Origin of the sequence: Butyrivibrio sp., assembly GCF_017433805.1 — a bacterium.
Classification (GTDB): Bacteria; Bacillota; Clostridia; order Lachnospirales; family Lachnospiraceae; genus Butyrivibrio.
This window is the reverse complement of sequence record NZ_JAFRGN010000036.1, coordinates 142,610-161,078: the sequence shown is the minus strand read 5'-3', so window position 1 is coordinate 161,078 and position 18,469 is coordinate 142,610. Positions and strand designations below refer to the sequence as shown.

Sequence of the window (18,469 nt, the reverse complement as noted above, 5' to 3'; positions counted from 1 at the left end):
GTGGTGAGTATGGAACAATACCGGCATGAGCTTAAATATCTTATAAGCTATCCTGAATACGAAGAGCTGCGGATAAGGATGCTTCCCTATTTTAGTCTTGATCCCAATGCAAGGGACGGGGAGTATACGATACGAAGTCTCTACTTCGATGATTACTGGAACAGTGCCTATGAGGAAAAAGAGATGGGTATACTGGCCAGGAGAAAGTATCGTATCAGGATATATAACTATTCAGATAAGAGTATTAAGCTGGAACGCAAAAAGAAAGTAGACAAGTACATATTCAAGAAAGCGGCAAGTCTTTCAAAGGATGAATTCTACAGGATTCTTGATGGAGATTATAGTTTTCTCTTAGAAAGTGATGATCAGCTCCTTAGGGAATTCTACATTGAGTGTATTTCCAATGTCATGAGACCAAGGGTGATAGTGGACTATGAGAGAACCCCTTTTATCATGGATGAGGGAACTGTGAGAATAACCTTTGACAAAAGAGTGAGGGCTGCCATCGGAGGCTACGATATATTTGATGATAGCTTGCCAACACTTAATGCTATAGATAGTGACAAGCTGATAATGGAGGTCAAGTATACGGAGTTCCTTCCTCAGATTGTAAGGAATATGGTTCCTCCAAGAAGCAGCGAACTGACAGCAGCATCCAAGTTTGTGATCTGTTGTGATAAGACAGCCTATTTACGAGAACAGGTATATTACCGTGATGAGAAGTATATTCTGTGATAGTGGGACATATAGGAGAAGAGTATGAGCGTAAGAGATTTTATTAAGAATTCGGTTCTAAATTCAGACACTTACCTTCAGGTAGATGTATGGAAGATGGCGTTATCACTTTTTACAGCACTTGTTCTGGGAATACTGATATTCCTTGTGTATAAAAAGTTCTACTCAGGAGTCGTATTTTCCAAGAGCTTTGCTGTTACCCTTATCGGTATGTGCGTCCTGACCTGTATGGTAACACTGGCCATCAGTACCAATATCGTTATTTCTCTTGGTATGGTAGGTGCGCTTTCTATTGTAAGATTCAGGACGGCTGTAAAAGACCCGCTGGATCTCTTTTACCTGTTCTGGTCTATCACTGGAGGAATAACTGCAGGTGCTGGTATGTATGCCCTTACCCTTATTGCATCAATTATTGTTATAATAATGTTAGCAATATTTTATTCGAAGCCATCCAAGGGCAATGTGTATATCGCCGTTATTCACTATGAAGGTACGGAAACAGGGGATGAGATCATAAGGGCCTTTGGTAAGAATAAGCATTTTATCAAGTCAAGGACTATGCGCGGCGATATTACAGAAATGGCTGTTGAGGTGTTCTGTAAGGATCAGAACCTTGTCTTTGAAGAGAGAATAAGGGACATCCCTAAGGTAAAAGACATTACGCTTATTCAGTACAATGGCGAATATAACGGATAATAAGTAAAGGAATAGTATGAAAAAGAATGGGTTTATTTTTTTCCTGATCCTGGCAATGGTAATAGGTGCAGGAATAAGAGGGTATCAAATGTATATCAGGAATCTGACTGGAACTACCTACAAGTACAAAGAGGGAACAGAAACTGTTATGAATCCTTATATCGGTTATGCTCCCGATACTAACAGTATCAGTCTGTGCGAGAAGTCAAGCCTTGTATACTGCGAGATTACCTGGGCAGATCTTGAGCCAGAAGAAGGCAAGTACAACTGGGATCTCTATGATAAGTTCCACAATCTGGACAGATGGCGCGACTTTGGTAAGAACGTGGTCATCAGATTTGTGTGTGACAAACCAGGCCCCAAGGAGCACATGGACATTCCTCAGTGGCTCTACGACAAGACCGGGGATGGCGAGTTTTATGATATGCAGTACGGAAAGGGATATTGCCCTGATTACAACAACAAGGTGTTCATTGCAGAGCATGAAAAGGTGATAAAAGAGATAGCTGATCACTTCAGAAAGGATTCTCTTTTATCCTATGTGGAGCTTGGAAGTCTTGGACACTGGGGAGAGTGGCACACCTATTACATGGCTGGTATTCCTCAGATGCCACTTGCTGATGTAAGAGCCAAATACGTTAAGCACTACACTGACAATTTTGATTATTGCAAGCTTCTTATGAGAAGACCATTTAATGAGCTTCCTGATGGAGCAGGCGTATATAACGATATGACAGGAATAAGCCATGATACCAGTATATGGCTTAAGTGGATAGATGAGGGTGGCGATTATAACGAAACAGGTGAAGTCGGCGCGCTTAAGGCTGTTCCTGAAATTTGGAATACAGCTCCTATAGGCGGAGAGTTTGCAAGCTCTGTTCCAATCAGCACCATGCTGGACAAGGACTATGACCAGACAGTAGCTCTTTTGCAGAAGTCTCATATGAGCTTTATCGGACCAATGGTTCCTTATACCAAGAGAGAGAAGCTGGAGTTCTTAGAGGCAGCAGATTCCATTCTCAAGTATGTGGGCTACAGATACAGGATCAGCGAGTTTAATATCAGAAAATCAATTGGTCGAGATACTGTGGAGCTTACAGCTACCATAACTAATGACGGTGTATGTCCTATTTACTTCGACTGCGTGCCTTGTCTTTATCTGGACCTTCCAGAGGACAGTGGTATTTCTTTTGAAGGAAAAGAGGGTGTTCGCGCGGCAGAAGGTACAGAAGCTGAGGGCATGATGGTGTACAGGCTCAATATTGACCTTAAGACAATGCTTCCAGGGCAGCAGGCGCAGGCTATTGTTAATATCCCAAGAGAAGTACTCAAGTGTCAGGGGGCCAAAATATATGCCGGAATAGAAGAGGGAATCATAGGGGAACCTAGTATCAAGCTGGATATGGAAACAGAGAGAAAGAAAGACCTTAGCCTCCTGTGGGAAAAAGAATAATCACATACTTGTATACATTGCGAAAAAGCCTAGGAAAGAGGAAAATCATGTGTTACAATCGTCTTTGGCTCAAATGAGAGTCAAAGTAATGCGTTGTTGGAGAATTATATGTCAGACAGACAAAAGAAAATTGTATTTACTCTTAGAAAGGATCTGATTCGCCTTATTGTGGTAATCGCTGCAGCCTTTATCATGGCGATGAACATCCTGACATTTATCAATGCAGGAGGTCTTTATCCGGGTGGAGCACAGGGACTTACGATCATCATTATCCGTGTGGCAGAGAAGTATTTTAATCTGACTATTCCATATACTCCTGTCAATCTGATTATAAATGCGATCCCTATCTATATAGGCTTCAGATTTATAGGCAAGAAGTTTACACTTTTTTCCCTTATTATGGTACTGATGAACGGCGTATTCGTCGATATTCTGCCGGTTCATTCAGTTACACACGATCCGCTTCTTATAGCTGTTTTTGGTGGTATTGTTAACGCAGTTGCCATCACAATGTGTCTTGATGTGGATGCTACAAGTGGTGGTACTGACTTTATTTCCATCTTCTTATCACAGAGAAAAGGAATCGATGCGTTCCCGATTATCCTTGCAGGAAACGTTGTTTTGCTTGCTATTGCAGGTCTTTTATTTGGTTGGGACAAGGCGCTTTATTCCATGATATTCCAGTATGTATCAACGCAGGCGCTTCACGTCCTGTACAGAACCTACCAGCAAAAGACATTGTTTATTATTACAGATGTGCCCGACGAGATTTGCCATCTGATTTATAATCAGTCAAGCCATGGCGCCACACTTATTGATGGCGAGGGCTCTTACGGACACGAGAACAAGAAGATTGTATATTCTATCGTAAGTGCTTCTGATACCAGAAAGCTCATTCCTATGATCAAAGAGCTTGATCCTCATGCCTTTGTTAACTCCATAAGGACAGAGGAAGTAATGGGTAACTTCTATATGAGACCAAGAGATTAATAGATTTGGATATAAAGAGAGCTACTGTCGTGATGGCAGTAGCTTTTTTGTATTACTTATTTTGATTCTAAGCGGTAGTCTCTGGGACTACAGCCGTAGGTTCTGCGAAACAGCCTGTGGAAGAAGCTTGTATTATCATAACCTGTCAACACAGATATATCAGCGATTGATATGTCGGTGTTTTTAAGTAGTTCGCAGGCTTTGTTCATGCGCTTATTCTGCAGTAGCTCCTTGAAGGTGTTACCGGTATTTTTCTTGATGATACGGCTAAGGACATATTCATCCTCGCCAACAGTCCTGGCAAATTCTGATAGAGAAGCATCTCTGTACTGTTCATCTATATATCTTAGAAGTCTGAACATTATTTCCTGCTCAAAAGACCTTCTGGACACACGAATGGTATCTGTGTGTTGCAAAAGAGTCATAAACAGTAGCCCCATTGTCACTTGATTGATCGAGCCAGTGGACCAGGGGGACGGGGTTAGTGGTCCATTTTGAGATGAAGGCAACATATTCAGGATCAGATTTTCCATGATGTTCTGAATCTGTGGAATACCTGATACTCCAAAGTACAGGAAGTTACCACCAATATCCTTCTGAGTTAGGCAGCTTATGAGGAAGTCCTTGAGAGGCGATTCCTCGCGCTCTAGCATGGCAAAAGAGGTATCGAAGAACTCCGGAAGTATCATGAAATTGATTGCAATATCATTTTCACCTGCCGGAAGGATTTCCTGCCGCGCGTGCTGATTGAGGAACAACAGGTCGCCCTGATGGAGCGTTATGCGCTGTCCGTCAATGATGTGAACAGTCTCTCCCTGACACATGTAGATGAATTCCACATAGTTGTGAGTGTGGAGCGGAAAGTGCACAAAACGCACGTGAGGACGCATGTCGATCAGCTTGCCGTTCTGAAGGACACGGGCTGAATCGATGGTGTCGGATGTCTTCGTATCTGGGCTATAGTATAGCTCGCGATTTATGTAAGGCTCACCATCTAAAATTGCCTGTTCCTCGTCTGTAATTGTACTAAGAAGCTCTATCAGCTTGCTATTCATGATACAGTGATCTCGTAGGAGATAGTTCTGGCTGCTGCAGCGTCAAGTTTCTGCTCGCCGTACTTTTCTGGAAGCTCTCCTCTAAAGCCCTTATTGTCACATCTTCCAAACCATGGCTCAAGGCAGACATATTCTGCATCTATTGTAGGCTTGGACCAAAGACCAAAGGATGGGAAATCAGGGCAGCTTAAAGTGATATAAGGCTTACCGTCTGGTGTGCAGAGGCTGACCTTTTTTACCTGATTGTTGTCAAAGATAAGAGCATCCTTATCAAAGAGGTGCTCAGTGATATCAAGGTATCCATCCTTAAGAGTAAGAGGATTAGGATTTTCAAAATCTACTTCTCTTGTTGCCTGTATAATAAGGACGTATTCAAGGTTGTCGCCAGCGCCTTCAAACTTAACCTTGTAGTCAGTTCTTTTCTCTCCATCAGATATAGGACATCTAAATGCCGGGTGTCCTCCGATAGAGAAGTAAAGGGGGTCTGAGTCAGAAAGGTTCTTAACTTCCCAGATTACGTTAACTGTGCTTCCTGTGAGCTTATGAGTAACAACAAGCTCAAAATCAAATGGGTATTTCTCTTTGGTTTCAGCAGTTGCCTTGAGAGAGAAGCTGACGCTATCCTCAGTTTTACCAGCAAACTCAAAGTCCATATCGCGGGCAAAGCCATGTGATGACATGTGATATGTCTTTCCTTTATATCTGTACTCGTCATTTACCACATTTCCAACAAATGGGAAAAGAATAGGTGCATGTCTGTTCCAAAACTTAGGATCAGCCTGCCAGAGAAGTTCCTTATTTCTCTTTTTGTCAAAGATGCTGCTAAGCTCAGCGCCGTGCTCAGCAACGCCTATTATCAGATACTCGTTTTCGATGAATTCCATAATCTATATTCTCCTTTTGAATTATTGCAAACGTGAATTTTCCTAGGCTTGCAAGATGTTCATAATCATACTTCTGATGATAATAGCTCGGATGATAAATTGCAAGAAAGGACGTAAAAATTGTTTTTTACCGACCTTAAATAATTGTAATATTCCGAGTATGCTCTTATTTAAGAGGATATTTTGTCAGAAAGGGGAAAAGAAAATGACAGTTAAGGAAAGATATGAAGACGCAAAAGCACGTTATGCAGAGATTGGTGTTGATGTAGATAAGGCATTAGAAGCACTTTCTAATATCAAGCTCTCAATGCACTGCTGGCAGGGGGATGATGTAATTGGTTTCGATCAGAAAGGACCTCTTACAGGTGGTATTCAGACAACAGGTAATTATCCATACAAGGCTACAACTCCAGAGGAGCTTATGGCTGATATGGATAAGACTTTTTCATATGTGCCAGGTAAGCACAAGATAAATCTCCATGCTTCTTATGCAATTTTTGAAGATGGAGAGTGGGCTGACAGAGATGCTCTTAAGCCAGAACATTTCAAGAAATGGGCAGAGTTTGCCAAGGAAAGGGGACTTGGAGTTGACTTCAATCCTACATATTTCAGCCATCCTAAGTCAGATGTAGCTACACTTTCATCTGCAGATGAGGAGATCAGACAGTTCTGGATCAGACATGGTCAGGCCTGCATCAGAATTTCTGAGTATTTTGCAGAGCAGACAGGTCAGACCTGTATGATGAACATCTGGATTCCTGACGGACTTAAGGATGTACCAGGTGACAGAAAGGCTCCAAGAGCAAGACTTAAGGATTCTCTTGATCAGATTCTTTCTATAGATTATGACAAGTCTAAGGTAGCAATCGCTGTTGAGTCCAAGGTATTTGGAATCGGCGCTGAGTCATACACAGTAGGAAGCCACGAGTTCTACATGAACTATGCTGCCCAAAATAATGTAATGTGCCTTATCGATACAGGACATTTCCATCCTACAGAGAACGTTGCAGATAAGCTTTCTTCAATGCTTCTTTTCAATGACAAGATGGCACTTCACGTATCCCGCCCTGTACGCTGGGATTCAGACCACGTTGTTATCTTCAACGACGATGCAAGAGACCTTGCTCAGGAGATCGTTAGAAACGGCGCAGACAGATTCTACATTGGAATGGACTACTTTGATGCCAGCATCAACAGAATTTCTGCTTGGACTAACGGCATGAGAAACTTCCTTAAGGCTCTTATGTATGCTGAGCTTCAGCCAATGGATAAGTTTACACAGCTTCAGGATAGCTGCAATTTCACAGAGCTCATGTCACTTCAGGAGCAGCTCAAGATGATGCCATTTGGTGATGTTTGGGATTACTACTGCGAGTCTAAGGGCGTAGCTCTTGAAAAAGACTGGTTTGCAGACTGCGCAAAATATGAAAAAGAGGTTCTTTCAAAGAGAGCCTGATTTATAAAAGGAGATATGAAAAATGAAGGTTTTGGATTCGAAATTTGCACAGGGATTCTGCCGTCTGTGCGTTGATGGATTTTATCAGGGATGGCATGAGAGAAATGGCGGAAACCTTAGCTATAGAATTAAGGCTGAGGAGATTGCCGCAGTAGCAGATGATCTTGATGAGTCAGGCGAGTGGAAGGAAATTGGTACAACAGTCACTGGTCTTGCTGGTGAGTACTTCATGGTTACAGGCTCAGGCAAGTACTTTAGAAATGTAGAGATTGATCCTGCAGCTAACGTATGTATCATCAGGGTTGACGATGCTGGTGAGAAGTACAAGATTGTATGGGGGCTTGTAGAGGGAGGAAGACCAACCTCTGAGCTTCCTTCACACCTTATGAACCTCGAAGTATGTAAGGCTCGTAACCCTGAGATCAGAGTTGTATATCACTGCCACCCAGCAAACACAATTGCTCTTACTTTTGTACTTCCACTTGATGGCAAGGTGTTCACAAGAGAAATTTGGGAGATGGCTACAGAGTGTCCAATCGTATTCCCTGAGGGTATTGGCGTTGTGCCTTGGATGGTTCCAGGCGGAAGAGAGATCGCAGTTGCTACTTCTGAGATCATGAAGAGACAGGATGTAGCAATCTGGGCTCATCATGGAATGTTTGCATGCGGAACAGACTTTGATATTACCTTTGGCCTATGCACACGGTAGAGAAGGCTGCTGAGATTCTTGTTAAGGTTATGTCCATGACAGACAGAAAGAGACAGACAATCGAGCCAGCTGACTTCAGAGCACTTAACGCTCCATTTAATGTTAATATCAGTGAAGATTTCCTCTACGATAAGAAAAGCGACATCATAGGAGAGGTATGAATTAGGACGCTGATAATTTGATATATTGCAAAAATATGCATCTAATCCTCCGATGATGCTAAGCATCAAATCGGATTATCTGCATATCCTTTTGCCGATAATATCAAATTATCAGCTGTCTTTCTATAACTGAGAATATGGGAGGTTACAATATGATGAAATATTACCTTGCAGTTGATATAGGTGCTTCTTCCGGACGCCACATCCTCGCCCATATTGAGGATGACAAGATTGTCTTAGAAGAAGTTTACCGTTTCTATAATGGAATGGATGAAAAGGGTAAGCATCAGGTATGGGATACCGAAAGACTTTTTTCAGAAATTCTTGAAGGCATGAAGAAGTGCAAGGAGCTCGGTAAGATTCCTGCTACTATGGGTATCGATACCTGGGGTGTAGACTATGTGCTTCTTGATAAGGATGATAACAGAATTGGCGATTGTATCGCCTACAGAGATGGCAGAACAGAAGGGATGGATGAGGAGGTCTACAAGATCATCTCAGAAGAGGAACTCTATGCCAGAACCGGAATTCAGAAGGCTATCTTTAATACCATTTATCAGCTCATGTCCACCAAGGTCAGAAAGCCAGAGAAGCTTGAAAGAGCCAGAACCTTCCTTATGGTTCCTGACTACTTCCATTTCCTTCTTACAGGAGTTCGCAAGCAGGAATATACAAATGCCAGCACAACTCAGCTAGTCAACGCACAGACTGCAGATTGGGACCACGAGCTTATCTCGAAGCTCGGCTATCCTGATGAGCTCTTTGGAGAGCTCTCTATGCCTGGAACAGTAGTTGGACCACTTAAAAAGGACGTTGAGAATAAGGCTGGTTTTAACTGCACCGTTGTTCTTCCAGCAACTCACGATACAGGCTCAGCCGTTATGAGCGTTCCCTGTACTGATGAGAATACTCTTTATATTTCATCAGGCACCTGGTCTCTTATGGGCTGCGAGCTTGAAAAGGCCAATTGCACCAAGGAGGCTCAGAAGGCCAACTTTACTAATGAGGGCGGCTATCAGCACAGATACAGATTCCTTAAGAATATCATGGGACTTTGGATGATCCAGTCTGTTAAAAAAGAATTTGAAGAGGGCTACGATTACCCGGGAAAGAGCGCGGCTGACGATTTTTCTTTTGCCAACCTCTGTGACAGAGCGGCCAAGGAGACAATTGATTCTGTAGTCCCAGCCAATGACGCCAGATTCCTCAATCCTGATTCCATGGTAAAAGAGGTACAGAAGGCCTGTGAAGAAAGTGGCCAGCAGGTTCCACAGACGCCTTGGGAGTTATCCAGAGTTATCTACAGAAGCCTTGCTGTTTGCTACAAGCAGGCAACAGAAGAGATTGAAGCTATCACAGGCAAACACTTTGACAACGTCAACATCGTTGGCGGCGGATCAAATGCTGTATATCTTAATCAGCTGACAGCCAAGGAGACAGGAAGAGTAGTCAATGCCGGCCCTGGAGAAGCTACAGCCATTGGCAATATCGGTGCTCAGATGCTTGCAGATGGCGTATTTGCAGATCTGAATGAATTTAGAAAATGTGTTTTTGATTCCTTCGGAGTTGTGAGATACTGAACTGTAAATGCAAATCACCAGTATTATAGATTTTACTCCGATTGAGTAATGATTCCGGAAAAATAGTATAATAGTATTAATTAAATTAGCAGGAGGGGAGCTTATGTGTTTGTCGACAGCTGTAAGAGCAGATAATCCGGATGAGATACTTATGGAGTATGTTCAGTCTCTTTCTATTGATGGAGATTCTATTACTTTAGTCGATCTGATGGGGGAGAAAAAAGTTATCAGGGGAAATCTTACCTTTGCAGATTTAACTGGAGCGGTTCTTAAGATTGATTGCAAATGAAGGAGACGTTTATGGGATCAGTTTCTAAAGTTTATTTTTCCAGAACAATAACACCTGAGCAGGTTGTTAAGATGTATGAGGCACTTGGCAAGAAGCTTGAGGGAAAAGTTGCTGTCAAGGTTCATTCAGGAGAAGATGGAAATCAGAATTTCCTAAGACCTGAGTTTTTCAAAACTATGGTTGAATATGTAAACGGAACAGTAGTAGAATGCAACACTGCTTATGATGGTGAGAGAAACTATACTGATAAGCATACCAAACTGATAAGGAAACATGGCTGGAATGACTTTTTTGTAGTTGATCTTATGGATGCTGAAGGCCCTGATATGGAGCTTCCTATAGCTCATCCGAATCATCTAAAGAGCGATATTGTTGGTAAGAATCTTGCAAATTATGACTCGATGCTTGTGTTGTCTCACTTTAAAGGCCATCCAATGGGAGGCTATGGCGGAGCACTCAAGCAGTTATCAATAGGATGTGCATCTACAGCGGGCAAGGTCAATATTCATTCTGCAGGAAAATATGTCAAGGCAGAGGAGCAGGGAATTGTCTGGGGAGATCTTCCACCTCAGGATGCATTTCTTGAATCAATGGCAGAGGCAGCTTCTGCAGTAGTTGATTATTTTAAGGGCAACATGGTCTTCATTAATGTAATGAAGAATCTGTCTGTTGACTGTGACTGTTGTGCAATAGCAGAGGATCCTTGTATGGCTGATGTTGGAATTCTGGCTTCTACTGATCCTATAGCTATAGACAGAGCTTGCATGGATTTGATTTATAAATCAGAAGACCCGGGACGTGACCATTTCCTTGAAAGAGTTCAGAGGCAAAATGGTGAGCATACAATTGACGCCGCTGCTGCAATGGGATTTGGAGTTAAAGAATACGAATTGATAGAAATTTGAAGAAAAATATGTAAAAGAGCTGCCTTATGGCAGCTCTTTTAGCGTTTCATCCAGAAGTTTATTACCTTTTGTGTATTCGTCTATTGCCTGTGAAACCTTGGCGGCAAGATCAGGGCTACCCTGGTCTTCAAGTGCATGTACTATAGCATGGAGCTCCTCAGTATGCTCTTCGTTGTGATGATACATATGATGGAGCAGTGCTTTTAATTTTTCGGGAGAATCTATGCTTCCGTGTTCGTGATGATGGTGTTCATGCTCTGACATTTTATAAGCCTCCTATTACAAAATCTGTGTGTATTCATCGGGAGCAACCTTATCCTTCTGGAGATAAGGAATGCTTGTATTATCTGCACGCTTCATGTTGTCAAATCTCTTTATCATCATTGGCTCCCAGATGTAATACATGAATTTACCATCAAGATCCCAGTAAAATACTGCAAAGAGAATGCCATAAACTACTGCAGTAAATCCAAGGAATTTTCCCAAAAGTTTCCATATAGATTTCATTTTGTCTACCTCGTTTTGTTATTTCTTTTACCAGCTCTTATCATCGTCGAAGTCCACGAGTGTAGGATCAAGCGGCTCTTCGTGCATGACTGTTGTCATATAGTCATTGATGATCTGGCGGATTTCTTTTCTTGAAACAGTTCTCTTTTCTGGAAGAGCGTGTGGAATCCAGATAGCATGGATGTCACGTTTTCTGAATTCATCCTCGAATACACCGTGGATACCCTGCATTCCTTTACACTGAAGCTGATCGTACATGATTACCATATCACAGTTGAAGCGTTCCATGTAGTCAAAGAGTGAGAGGATATGTTCATGACCACCAACAGCCATGGCTCTCATAGGTGCCTTCTCGTTCATCCAGGCAAGGTCTTCAAGAGCGTGCTCGTAAGTATCGGTTCTAAGGTACTGATCAAACATAAGTGAATCCATGTTGATTACACAGTTGATTCCCCAGCAGTTATAAGCCCATGTGCACCAGTGTGAGTAGTAGAGAGGAGCACAGCTCCAGGCAATAGCACGATGTCTTGTCTTAGGGAAGGTTTCAATCTTATTCTTGACTGTCTTGTTCATGATGCGCTTAACGTGCTCATCCATCTCATGCCAGATTGGCCTGTCGCCTACCTGAGAATAATAGATACGGTAAAGAGCCTGCGCAACGCCGCTAATAGGATAGTAAGGTGTGTTAGCTGCAACATCCCATTTTTCCCATTCAAATTCTGTCAGCTTATTGTAAGCCTCTGCGTGCTTAACATACTGATCCCAGTCAAACTTGATACCATACTGTTCTTCAATGAACTTCCAGCAGTTCTCAATTTCCTTCTGACAGTGCTTCTGAACCAGAGGGTCATCGTATCTCATAGGCTGAGGAAGTGCATAAAGAGGGCGGTTTAAGAACCAGTCCTGAAGAACACTTGTAGCAACCGAGCCATCACAGGCTTCATTAGAGGTTACCATGGCAGGAGCAAAGTCTGGATAGTCATCCAGTACAAAAAGACCATATTCAGCCTGACACATAGGACAAGGATCTGATGGAAGGCCGATGGACTGGGCAGCATCGATGTAGTTAAGTACAGTGTGGCTGTTAACGTGAACAGATACAAAGTATGGAATCATCTCAAGAGGGACTTCTTCCAACTCGTCCATGAAGGGGTAAAAGAAGCTTCCGCCAACTGTTTCGTTGTGGGCGATATTCTTTTTCCAGGTTTCTGGTTCTTTTCCTCCATGAATCTTCTTATCTGAAACGAACATACGCTGGAATTGGCGAATGGATTCACTTACCATTCCACGGTAGTGCCAGGCAGAAGCTCTCATGGCTTCTCCGCGCATACCCTCCATACCTCTGTCAAACCAGTGCATAACAGTAAGGTAGGTCTGTCCCATCCAGCGGTAGCGCATTACGCCTTTGGCAAAGTCTACAACGCTCTTGGGAGTACCATCACCGTACTTCATGATATCAGTTACCATGTGTGCGTAGTTGTACAGCCATACCATATTGAAATAGTACATGGTGTCTTTGACGCCTCGCCACTCACGGTGCTTGTAAAGACCAGTATCTCCAACGTAGAGATCGCCAAGGCGTCTCTCTTCATGGGGCTTACCATACCAGAAATCTTTGACTGCTTTTTTAACATCTTTAGGTTTATTCTTATCTTCAGGAGCTTTTTCTACAACAAAAAGCTCTCTGTATTTGGCTTTTATATCATTAAGCTTCATGCTGTAACCTCCTTTTTGGAATTGTCATTATTCTTAAGAGCTTTAAGTTCGATACTTTCAACAAAGGCCTGGAATCTGGTTCGAAGCTGTCCAACGGCGTTGTTGACGTATTCTTTTTCTATGGAGCAGACAGGGATACCATATTCCTTTTGCATAACGATAGTATCAATGGTGCGCTCATAGCTCCAGTACTCACAGAACTTCATCTGGGAAATGATGATTCCATCTGCCTTGTATTCTTTTACAATGTCAGCAAGCTCTTGTTTCCTCTGTCTCATGACATGCTGCTCCATGAATCTTGGACAGCTACTGGTCCCAAGGTAGTGCCTTGCAATAGCGCGGAGAGGAGACTCACCGTCTTTTACCACAATCTCTTCGCGGCCTGGGAGAGAGCCGTAGCAGTGTCTGTCAGCTACAACAAGAGCTCCACATTCCTCAATGAGCTTGATGAAATTAGGATCATCCTCTTCGGAGCCGGATAATACAACCTTACATCTGTAGGTCTTTTTGACATCGGGCTCACGAGTCTTTAGCTGTTCAGCAATGTCGCGAAGCTTATCGATAATAAGATATTTAGGACAAACCAAGGTGGAGAGCATAATAATAGAAAACTCTGTGCCTGTGATTGTGGGCTCATCGAGCTTTCTGTAGCTGCCAATCTCTGTAATGAGCCTGCAGACTTCGTTGTGTTCTTTGATCGCAGTTAAAAGAGCTTCATCACTGGTATCAATACCAAAATGCTCATGAAGCTTGTCAAGAACATGAACCTTAAGCTGGTTCTCATAATGCTCTATTGAGTTGTCGTTTTTCTTGAATGGAACATCCGTGAATTCACAGAAGAAGTTTGGATTCTGGATGATATCCATGAGCTGTAAATGCTCCTGGAATCTACAGGTGACGGTACAGGTTTCTGTAGCCATCTGAGCGTCAAGGAAGTTGAAACCGCCTTCGAGAGCACGCTCTAATAAACACCTGCCATACATACAGGTGCGGCCTGACATATAATAAGTTGCCATGTCTGGTGAAGTGCTGCGAGGAGCACGAAGGCGCGCAGAAACGCAGCCTGGCAGGTCTAAGAGCACTTCGGGCATAAAGTAGCAGGTGTAGCCGAGAACTTTTTTGCCATCGTCCTTAGCCTTGCGAATAAGTTCGTTATTCGCTTCCTGTAACAAGTCCTCGAGCTCAAAGATATGCACGAGATCTTTCATATTTAGTTTTTCCCCCTTATAAAAATTGTAAAACCCATGTATTTAGGCACTGGTAAAAAATGTGCTTTTACATATATTTGATTTTATCATAATGTGGCGGAAACTTGAATGAAAATGCGTTTAGTAAATTGCACTATAATTTTAAATAAAATTCTACAAAAGTGACATGGGAAAAAAACATTAATTGTTCTAAAATAATTATATGTACATTTGATGGTAGGGGGATTGCTTTCTTAATGGGGGAAAAAACCAAGATTATTGCACTAACGGGTAAGGGGGGTGTAGGCAAGACATCTCTTTCAGCTTGTATTGTGCGTGTTTTAACGGATGTATATCCGGATTCTAAGATTCTTGCAATTGATGCAGATCCTGCAGTCGGTTTATCGGTTGCACTTGGCGTCAGACCAGAGCTTACTTTGGACGAGATCAGGAAGAAGGTTGCTGAGGACGTTACGGGGAAACTAAGGGACACACAGGATATTCTTGCAGAAGCCAAATTCCAATTATACGAGACAATGGTAGAGAAGGACGGGTTTGCATTTCTGGCTATAGGAAGGCCAGAGGCTGCAGGCTGTTATTGTGCTATCAACACATATTTGCGCAAGGTTATCGAGATGCTTGTGGATGATTTCGATTATGTGGTAATCGATGGTGAGGCCGGCATCGAGCAGATCAACAGGCGTGTACTTGAGAAGGTAACGCATCTTATCTGTGTGTCTGATCAGAGCCGTAAGGGCCTTCAGATCATCGAGACCATCAAAAATGTAGCAGATGACCTGGTAATGTACGACAAAATCGGCCTTATTATCAACCGCGCACCACTTCCAGACAAGGTTGACTCAGATTCAATCGGCGGTGTTCCAGTGGTGGCCGTCATAAAACCTGATGATGTGATGACTGAAAATGACATAGAGGGAAACAGTGTATTCAAGTTACCTGAAGATTCATTGATTCTTGAAGGCGTACGAAACGCTCTTCGCAACATGGATGTTATAGACCAGTAACTTATAAAAGGAGGATATAAATGCAAGATTTAAAGCACATGATCACCTTTGAGAAATGGCTGGAGGATGCATCCAATCCTCTGGTGCAGGAAGCACAGGATGAAGGCAAGTATGCAATTGGCTATACCTGCTACCACATGCCAGAGGTGCTTCTTAATGTCGACAACTGTTTCTCAGTGAGAATGCGAGCTCCAAGAGTTGGATCGATAGATATATCTACCTATTATATGTCCAACTACACCTGTGAGTTTGCAAGATCTCTTTTGGAGAACAGTATTGAGGGCGGATATCGTTTCCTTGATGGAATCGCTGGTGTTGATGCCTGCTCAGCCATGAACAGATGCTACGAACACATTGAGATCCTTAAGTGCAACGAGAAGCCACACTTCTTTGTGACTCACACTGATGTTCCTTACAAGGTTGAAGAGTACAACTTCGATCAAGTGGCAACTCAGATGAGACTTAGGCTCCTTGATGTGATGCATGAAAAGCTCGGTACAGATGTTTCTGACGCTGCAATCCGCAAGGCTGTAGAGCTTCACAACGAGATGTGTCGTGTTATCACTGAGATTGGTAACTTCCGCAAGGAAGAGAATCCTCGCATAACTGGATATGAATTTCACGTTATCTGTCTTGCAAGCTATTGCTGCCCGACAGCCAAGATTCTGCCACTCCTCAAAGAAACATTAGAAGAACTCAAGAATAGAAAGCCTGATGAAAAGAATCCATTCAGGGCAAGGGTGGTTGTTATTGGCTCAGAGGTAGATGACCTTAACTTTACGCGACTTCTTGAGGAAGCAGGAGCTATGGTCGTTGCTGACAGATACTGCTATGGTTCTTTCCCTGGAAGAGAAGAGATCAAGCTCAATGACGATGAAGATGTAGTAAGGCAGATTGCAAGACATTACATGCTGACTTCTGAATGCCCAAGGTACATGGCAGAAGAGAAGGTTCAGCAGAGAAAAGATACAGCGGATCGCCTGGCTAAAGAGTTCAAGGCAGACGGTATCATTTACGAGCAGATGAAGTATTGCGATTTTTGGGCATTTGAAAGACCTCTGGCAAGCCACATTCTTACTGAGGAATATGGATGGCCAACCCTTTCGATTGACAGATCCTATAACGTACATAATTCTGGTCAGCTGCGTACCAGATTCCAGGCCTTTGTTGAGGCATTGGAGATCAAGAAGATTAGAAGAAGGGAGGTAATGTAATGCATTACATTGATCCCAAGAACTTCAGATTAAAAGACCATATCGACTGGAAAGCCCAGGCTGAGAACATGAAGGAAATAGCCGGTATTGTGGGCGAGATAGTCAAAGAGACAGATTGGAGCGACGTTGCCAAGGCTGCTCACAAGGATGCCAAAGGTATCAAGAAGCGCCTTACTCACGAGCTTGATCTTCTCAAAAATATGTCTCCTGATGAGGTCAAGGACCTTGTATTAAACGGAGAAAAACAGCTTGGTAAGCTCTATGCCAACGGCAAGATGGCCACAGTTAGACGTGAGTGGCGAGGCGTCAAGGACACAGGCGTTGACTTCTACGAATGGGCCAAGATGTGGGGAATGCTTCTTGCAACCTTCTCACAGGATCTTGTTCCAGCTATGATGGGAGCTGTTCATTACAGATGGATGATTTCATACTTCTGTTGTCATTCCTTTATGGACAAGAACACCCTGGGACTTCGCGGAAGAGCCCTCAAGATGCATCATGAACTTATATACGCTATCTTTAGATACGTTGCCGAGAATCTGGTTCTTTTGATGAAATCAGATGAGAAGGTTGGTAACTGCACAGAGCTCTCCAAGAAGATAGTTCTTTTTGATGAGATGACAATGTCGCAGATTATGGCTGGATTCCCAGACCTTATCGGAATCCCATATCAGCTGATGCCAGTATTTCTTTTGTCAGAGATTGATCAGCTGGCCTGCATGCCATATATTGACGCTGTTGAGTCCTATGGACTTCCGTCAGATACATGCCCTGTTCCGTCATCCGAGTGTGGTGCAGCAGTAGTTGATGCGCTGCCTCACATGGGCGCCTGCTTTATTTCAAGCTCAATGCCTTGCGATGGTTCAGTAATGGCATCATCCTATACGAGCCGTAGATTCAGAGATCTTCCTACATATCACCTGGCTTTCCCGGTTAGATATGAGGACGAATCCATTATGGATGCAGCGGTCAAAGATATTAAGGGATGTATCAAATTTATCGAAGAAAACACTGGGGCTAAGTGGAACTGGGATGCTTACTTTGCAGCTATGAAGAGGTTCAACATTGAGACCAAGTACGAGCTTGAGAAGTGGGAAATCAACCAGACACCTGATCCACAGCTCATCGGTCCATGCTACGAGTTGTTCCGTAAGTGGAACTACGAGATGGACGGCGGACTTGATCCACGAATCATCAAGACCTTCTACAATGTAGACAAACTCATGAAGAAGGCCTATGAGATGAAGGATGAGCCATGGCGTGGCAAGATGAAATACAGAGCTATCGTATGGTCTATCCCAGCTCACTACTATGCGAACTTCTCCAACTGGTTTGCTAACTGCTGGGGCGTAGATATTCTGGTAGAGATGGAGTCACTTAACTTCACCAAGCCTCTGGAGACAGAGAATCAGGAAGAAGCCCTTAAGGATCTTGCAAGACTCTATGAGCGAATGGTAATGAGACGTCACACCAATGGTGGTTACGATCATGTTGTTACCGAGCTCTGGAGACAGTGCGAACTGTGGAATGTAGATTTTGTTCTGATGTATCAGCACGTATCCTGTAAGAACATGGCAACAGTTCAGGGCTTATTTGAAGATCAGGCGAGAGAGCGCGGAATCAAGCTTCTCTGGGTAAGCCACGATCTGATGGATCCAAGAACAGTATCCAGAAAAGATATGCGTGCTCAGGTCAACGAGTTCATGAGAACCGTTATGAAGGCCGAGCCTATAGACCCGTCGTTAGAAGACTTCGAGGATGACACCACCTGGTAAGAGAGGGTAATACGTACTGATATAATAATAAAATAATAATGATACAATATCGAAATTGATTATGTATTTGATGCGATTTTAGTGCTATGGAGTAAAGACCAATTCATCTTTGAGTGCCATTGCACGATAAGA

Annotated in this window: 17 protein-coding genes and 1 pseudogene; 12 read left to right on the top strand and 6 right to left on the bottom strand. The window is 43.1% G+C overall.

Annotated elements, in window-relative coordinates:
* Positions 1–9: 9 nt before the first annotated feature.
* The 4 genes from IJI01_RS09565 (at position 10) to IJI01_RS09550 (ending at position 3,874) form a co-directional block, all read left to right on the top strand.
* A complete protein-coding gene (locus tag IJI01_RS09565) occupies positions 10–735 on the top strand; it encodes a polyphosphate polymerase domain-containing protein (RefSeq protein WP_292189336.1) in 726 nt (241 codons plus the stop codon).
* Between the two features lie 24 nt (positions 736–759).
* On the top strand, positions 760–1,431 hold the full coding sequence (locus IJI01_RS09560; RefSeq protein WP_292189334.1) for a DUF4956 domain-containing protein: 672 nt from the start codon (positions 760–762) through the stop codon (positions 1,429–1,431).
* Positions 1,432–1,447: 16 nt separating this feature from the next.
* The gene (locus IJI01_RS09555; protein ID WP_292189331.1) at positions 1,448–2,884 is read left to right on the top strand and encodes a DUF4832 domain-containing protein; all 1,437 of its coding nucleotides are present in this window, start codon (positions 1,448–1,450) and stop codon (positions 2,882–2,884) included.
* Between the two features lie 108 nt (positions 2,885–2,992).
* Positions 2,993–3,874 carry a YitT family protein gene (locus tag IJI01_RS09550; RefSeq protein ID WP_292189329.1) on the top strand — a complete coding sequence of 294 codons (882 nt, stop codon included), beginning with the start codon at positions 2,993–2,995 and terminating at the stop codon, positions 3,872–3,874.
* A gap of 56 nt (positions 3,875–3,930) precedes the next feature.
* Here the strand turns inward: IJI01_RS09550 and IJI01_RS09545 are convergent, their stop codons facing one another.
* Together IJI01_RS09545 and IJI01_RS09540 are read right to left on the bottom strand one after the other, a co-directional pair.
* A complete protein-coding gene (locus IJI01_RS09545) occupies positions 3,931–4,929 on the bottom strand; it encodes an AraC family transcriptional regulator (protein ID WP_292189326.1) in 999 nt (332 codons plus the stop codon).
* Positions 4,926–5,813, bottom strand: a complete 888-nt coding sequence (locus IJI01_RS09540) for an aldose 1-epimerase family protein (protein WP_292189323.1) — start codon at positions 5,811–5,813, stop codon at positions 4,926–4,928. The genes IJI01_RS09545 and IJI01_RS09540 overlap by 4 nt, the downstream gene beginning before the upstream one ends.
* 205 nt (positions 5,814–6,018) lie before the next feature.
* Between IJI01_RS09540 and IJI01_RS09535 the strand changes: the two genes are divergently transcribed.
* The 5 genes and pseudogenes from IJI01_RS09535 (at position 6,019) to IJI01_RS09515 (ending at position 10,913) form a co-directional block, all read left to right on the top strand.
* Positions 6,019–7,269, top strand: a complete 1,251-nt coding sequence (locus tag IJI01_RS09535) for an L-rhamnose isomerase (RefSeq protein ID WP_292189320.1) — start codon at positions 6,019–6,021, stop codon at positions 7,267–7,269.
* A 22-nt stretch (positions 7,270–7,291) separates the two neighbouring features.
* Positions 7,292–8,139 (top strand): annotated as a pseudogene (gene rhaD / locus IJI01_RS09530) (rhamnulose-1-phosphate aldolase).
* Between the two features lie 152 nt (positions 8,140–8,291).
* Positions 8,292–9,719, top strand: coding sequence for a rhamnulokinase (gene rhaB / locus IJI01_RS09525; RefSeq protein WP_292189317.1), 1,428 nt, complete (start codon positions 8,292–8,294; stop codon positions 9,717–9,719).
* A gap of 103 nt (positions 9,720–9,822) precedes the next feature.
* Positions 9,823–10,008, top strand: coding sequence for a CooT family nickel-binding protein (locus IJI01_RS09520; RefSeq protein WP_013281167.1), 186 nt, complete (start codon positions 9,823–9,825; stop codon positions 10,006–10,008).
* A gap of 11 nt (positions 10,009–10,019) precedes the next feature.
* Complete coding sequence (locus IJI01_RS09515) at positions 10,020–10,913, top strand: DUF362 domain-containing protein (RefSeq protein ID WP_292189313.1); 894 nt, start codon at positions 10,020–10,022, stop codon at positions 10,911–10,913.
* Between the two features lie 24 nt (positions 10,914–10,937).
* Here the strand turns inward: IJI01_RS09515 and IJI01_RS09510 are convergent, their stop codons facing one another.
* The 4 genes from IJI01_RS09510 to IJI01_RS09495 are packed head-to-tail and all read right to left on the bottom strand — an operon-like array spanning position 10,938 to position 14,344.
* Complete coding sequence (locus IJI01_RS09510) at positions 10,938–11,177, bottom strand: hypothetical protein (protein ID WP_013281163.1); 240 nt, start codon at positions 11,175–11,177, stop codon at positions 10,938–10,940.
* A gap of 15 nt (positions 11,178–11,192) precedes the next feature.
* Positions 11,193–11,420, bottom strand: a complete 228-nt coding sequence (locus IJI01_RS09505) for a hypothetical protein (protein WP_292189309.1) — start codon at positions 11,418–11,420, stop codon at positions 11,193–11,195.
* 27 nt (positions 11,421–11,447) lie between these two features.
* The gene (locus IJI01_RS09500) at positions 11,448–13,136 is read right to left on the bottom strand and encodes a 2-hydroxyacyl-CoA dehydratase family protein (RefSeq protein ID WP_292189307.1); all 1,689 of its coding nucleotides are present in this window, start codon (positions 13,134–13,136) and stop codon (positions 11,448–11,450) included.
* Positions 13,133–14,344: a 2-hydroxyacyl-CoA dehydratase family protein gene (locus IJI01_RS09495; RefSeq protein ID WP_292189304.1), complete on the bottom strand. Its 1,212-nt coding sequence runs from the start codon at positions 14,342–14,344 to the stop codon at positions 13,133–13,135. Before IJI01_RS09495 ends, IJI01_RS09500 begins: the two co-directional genes overlap by 4 nt.
* A 236-nt stretch (positions 14,345–14,580) precedes the next feature.
* Here IJI01_RS09495 and IJI01_RS09490 point away from each other — a divergent pair, with 236 nt between their 5' ends.
* Genes IJI01_RS09490 through IJI01_RS09480 form a run of 3 tightly spaced genes read left to right on the top strand, consistent with a single transcriptional unit; the run spans position 14,581 to position 18,337 of the window.
* Positions 14,581–15,348, top strand: coding sequence for an AAA family ATPase (locus tag IJI01_RS09490; protein ID WP_292189302.1), 768 nt, complete (start codon positions 14,581–14,583; stop codon positions 15,346–15,348).
* 20 nt (positions 15,349–15,368) lie between these two features.
* Complete coding sequence (locus IJI01_RS09485) at positions 15,369–16,562, top strand: 2-hydroxyacyl-CoA dehydratase family protein (RefSeq protein ID WP_292189291.1); 1,194 nt, start codon at positions 15,369–15,371, stop codon at positions 16,560–16,562.
* Positions 16,562–18,337 carry a 2-hydroxyacyl-CoA dehydratase family protein gene (locus IJI01_RS09480; RefSeq protein ID WP_292189288.1) on the top strand — a complete coding sequence of 592 codons (1,776 nt, stop codon included), beginning with the start codon at positions 16,562–16,564 and terminating at the stop codon, positions 18,335–18,337. The genes IJI01_RS09485 and IJI01_RS09480 overlap by 1 nt, the downstream gene beginning before the upstream one ends.
* Positions 18,338–18,469: the final 132 nt, after the last annotated feature.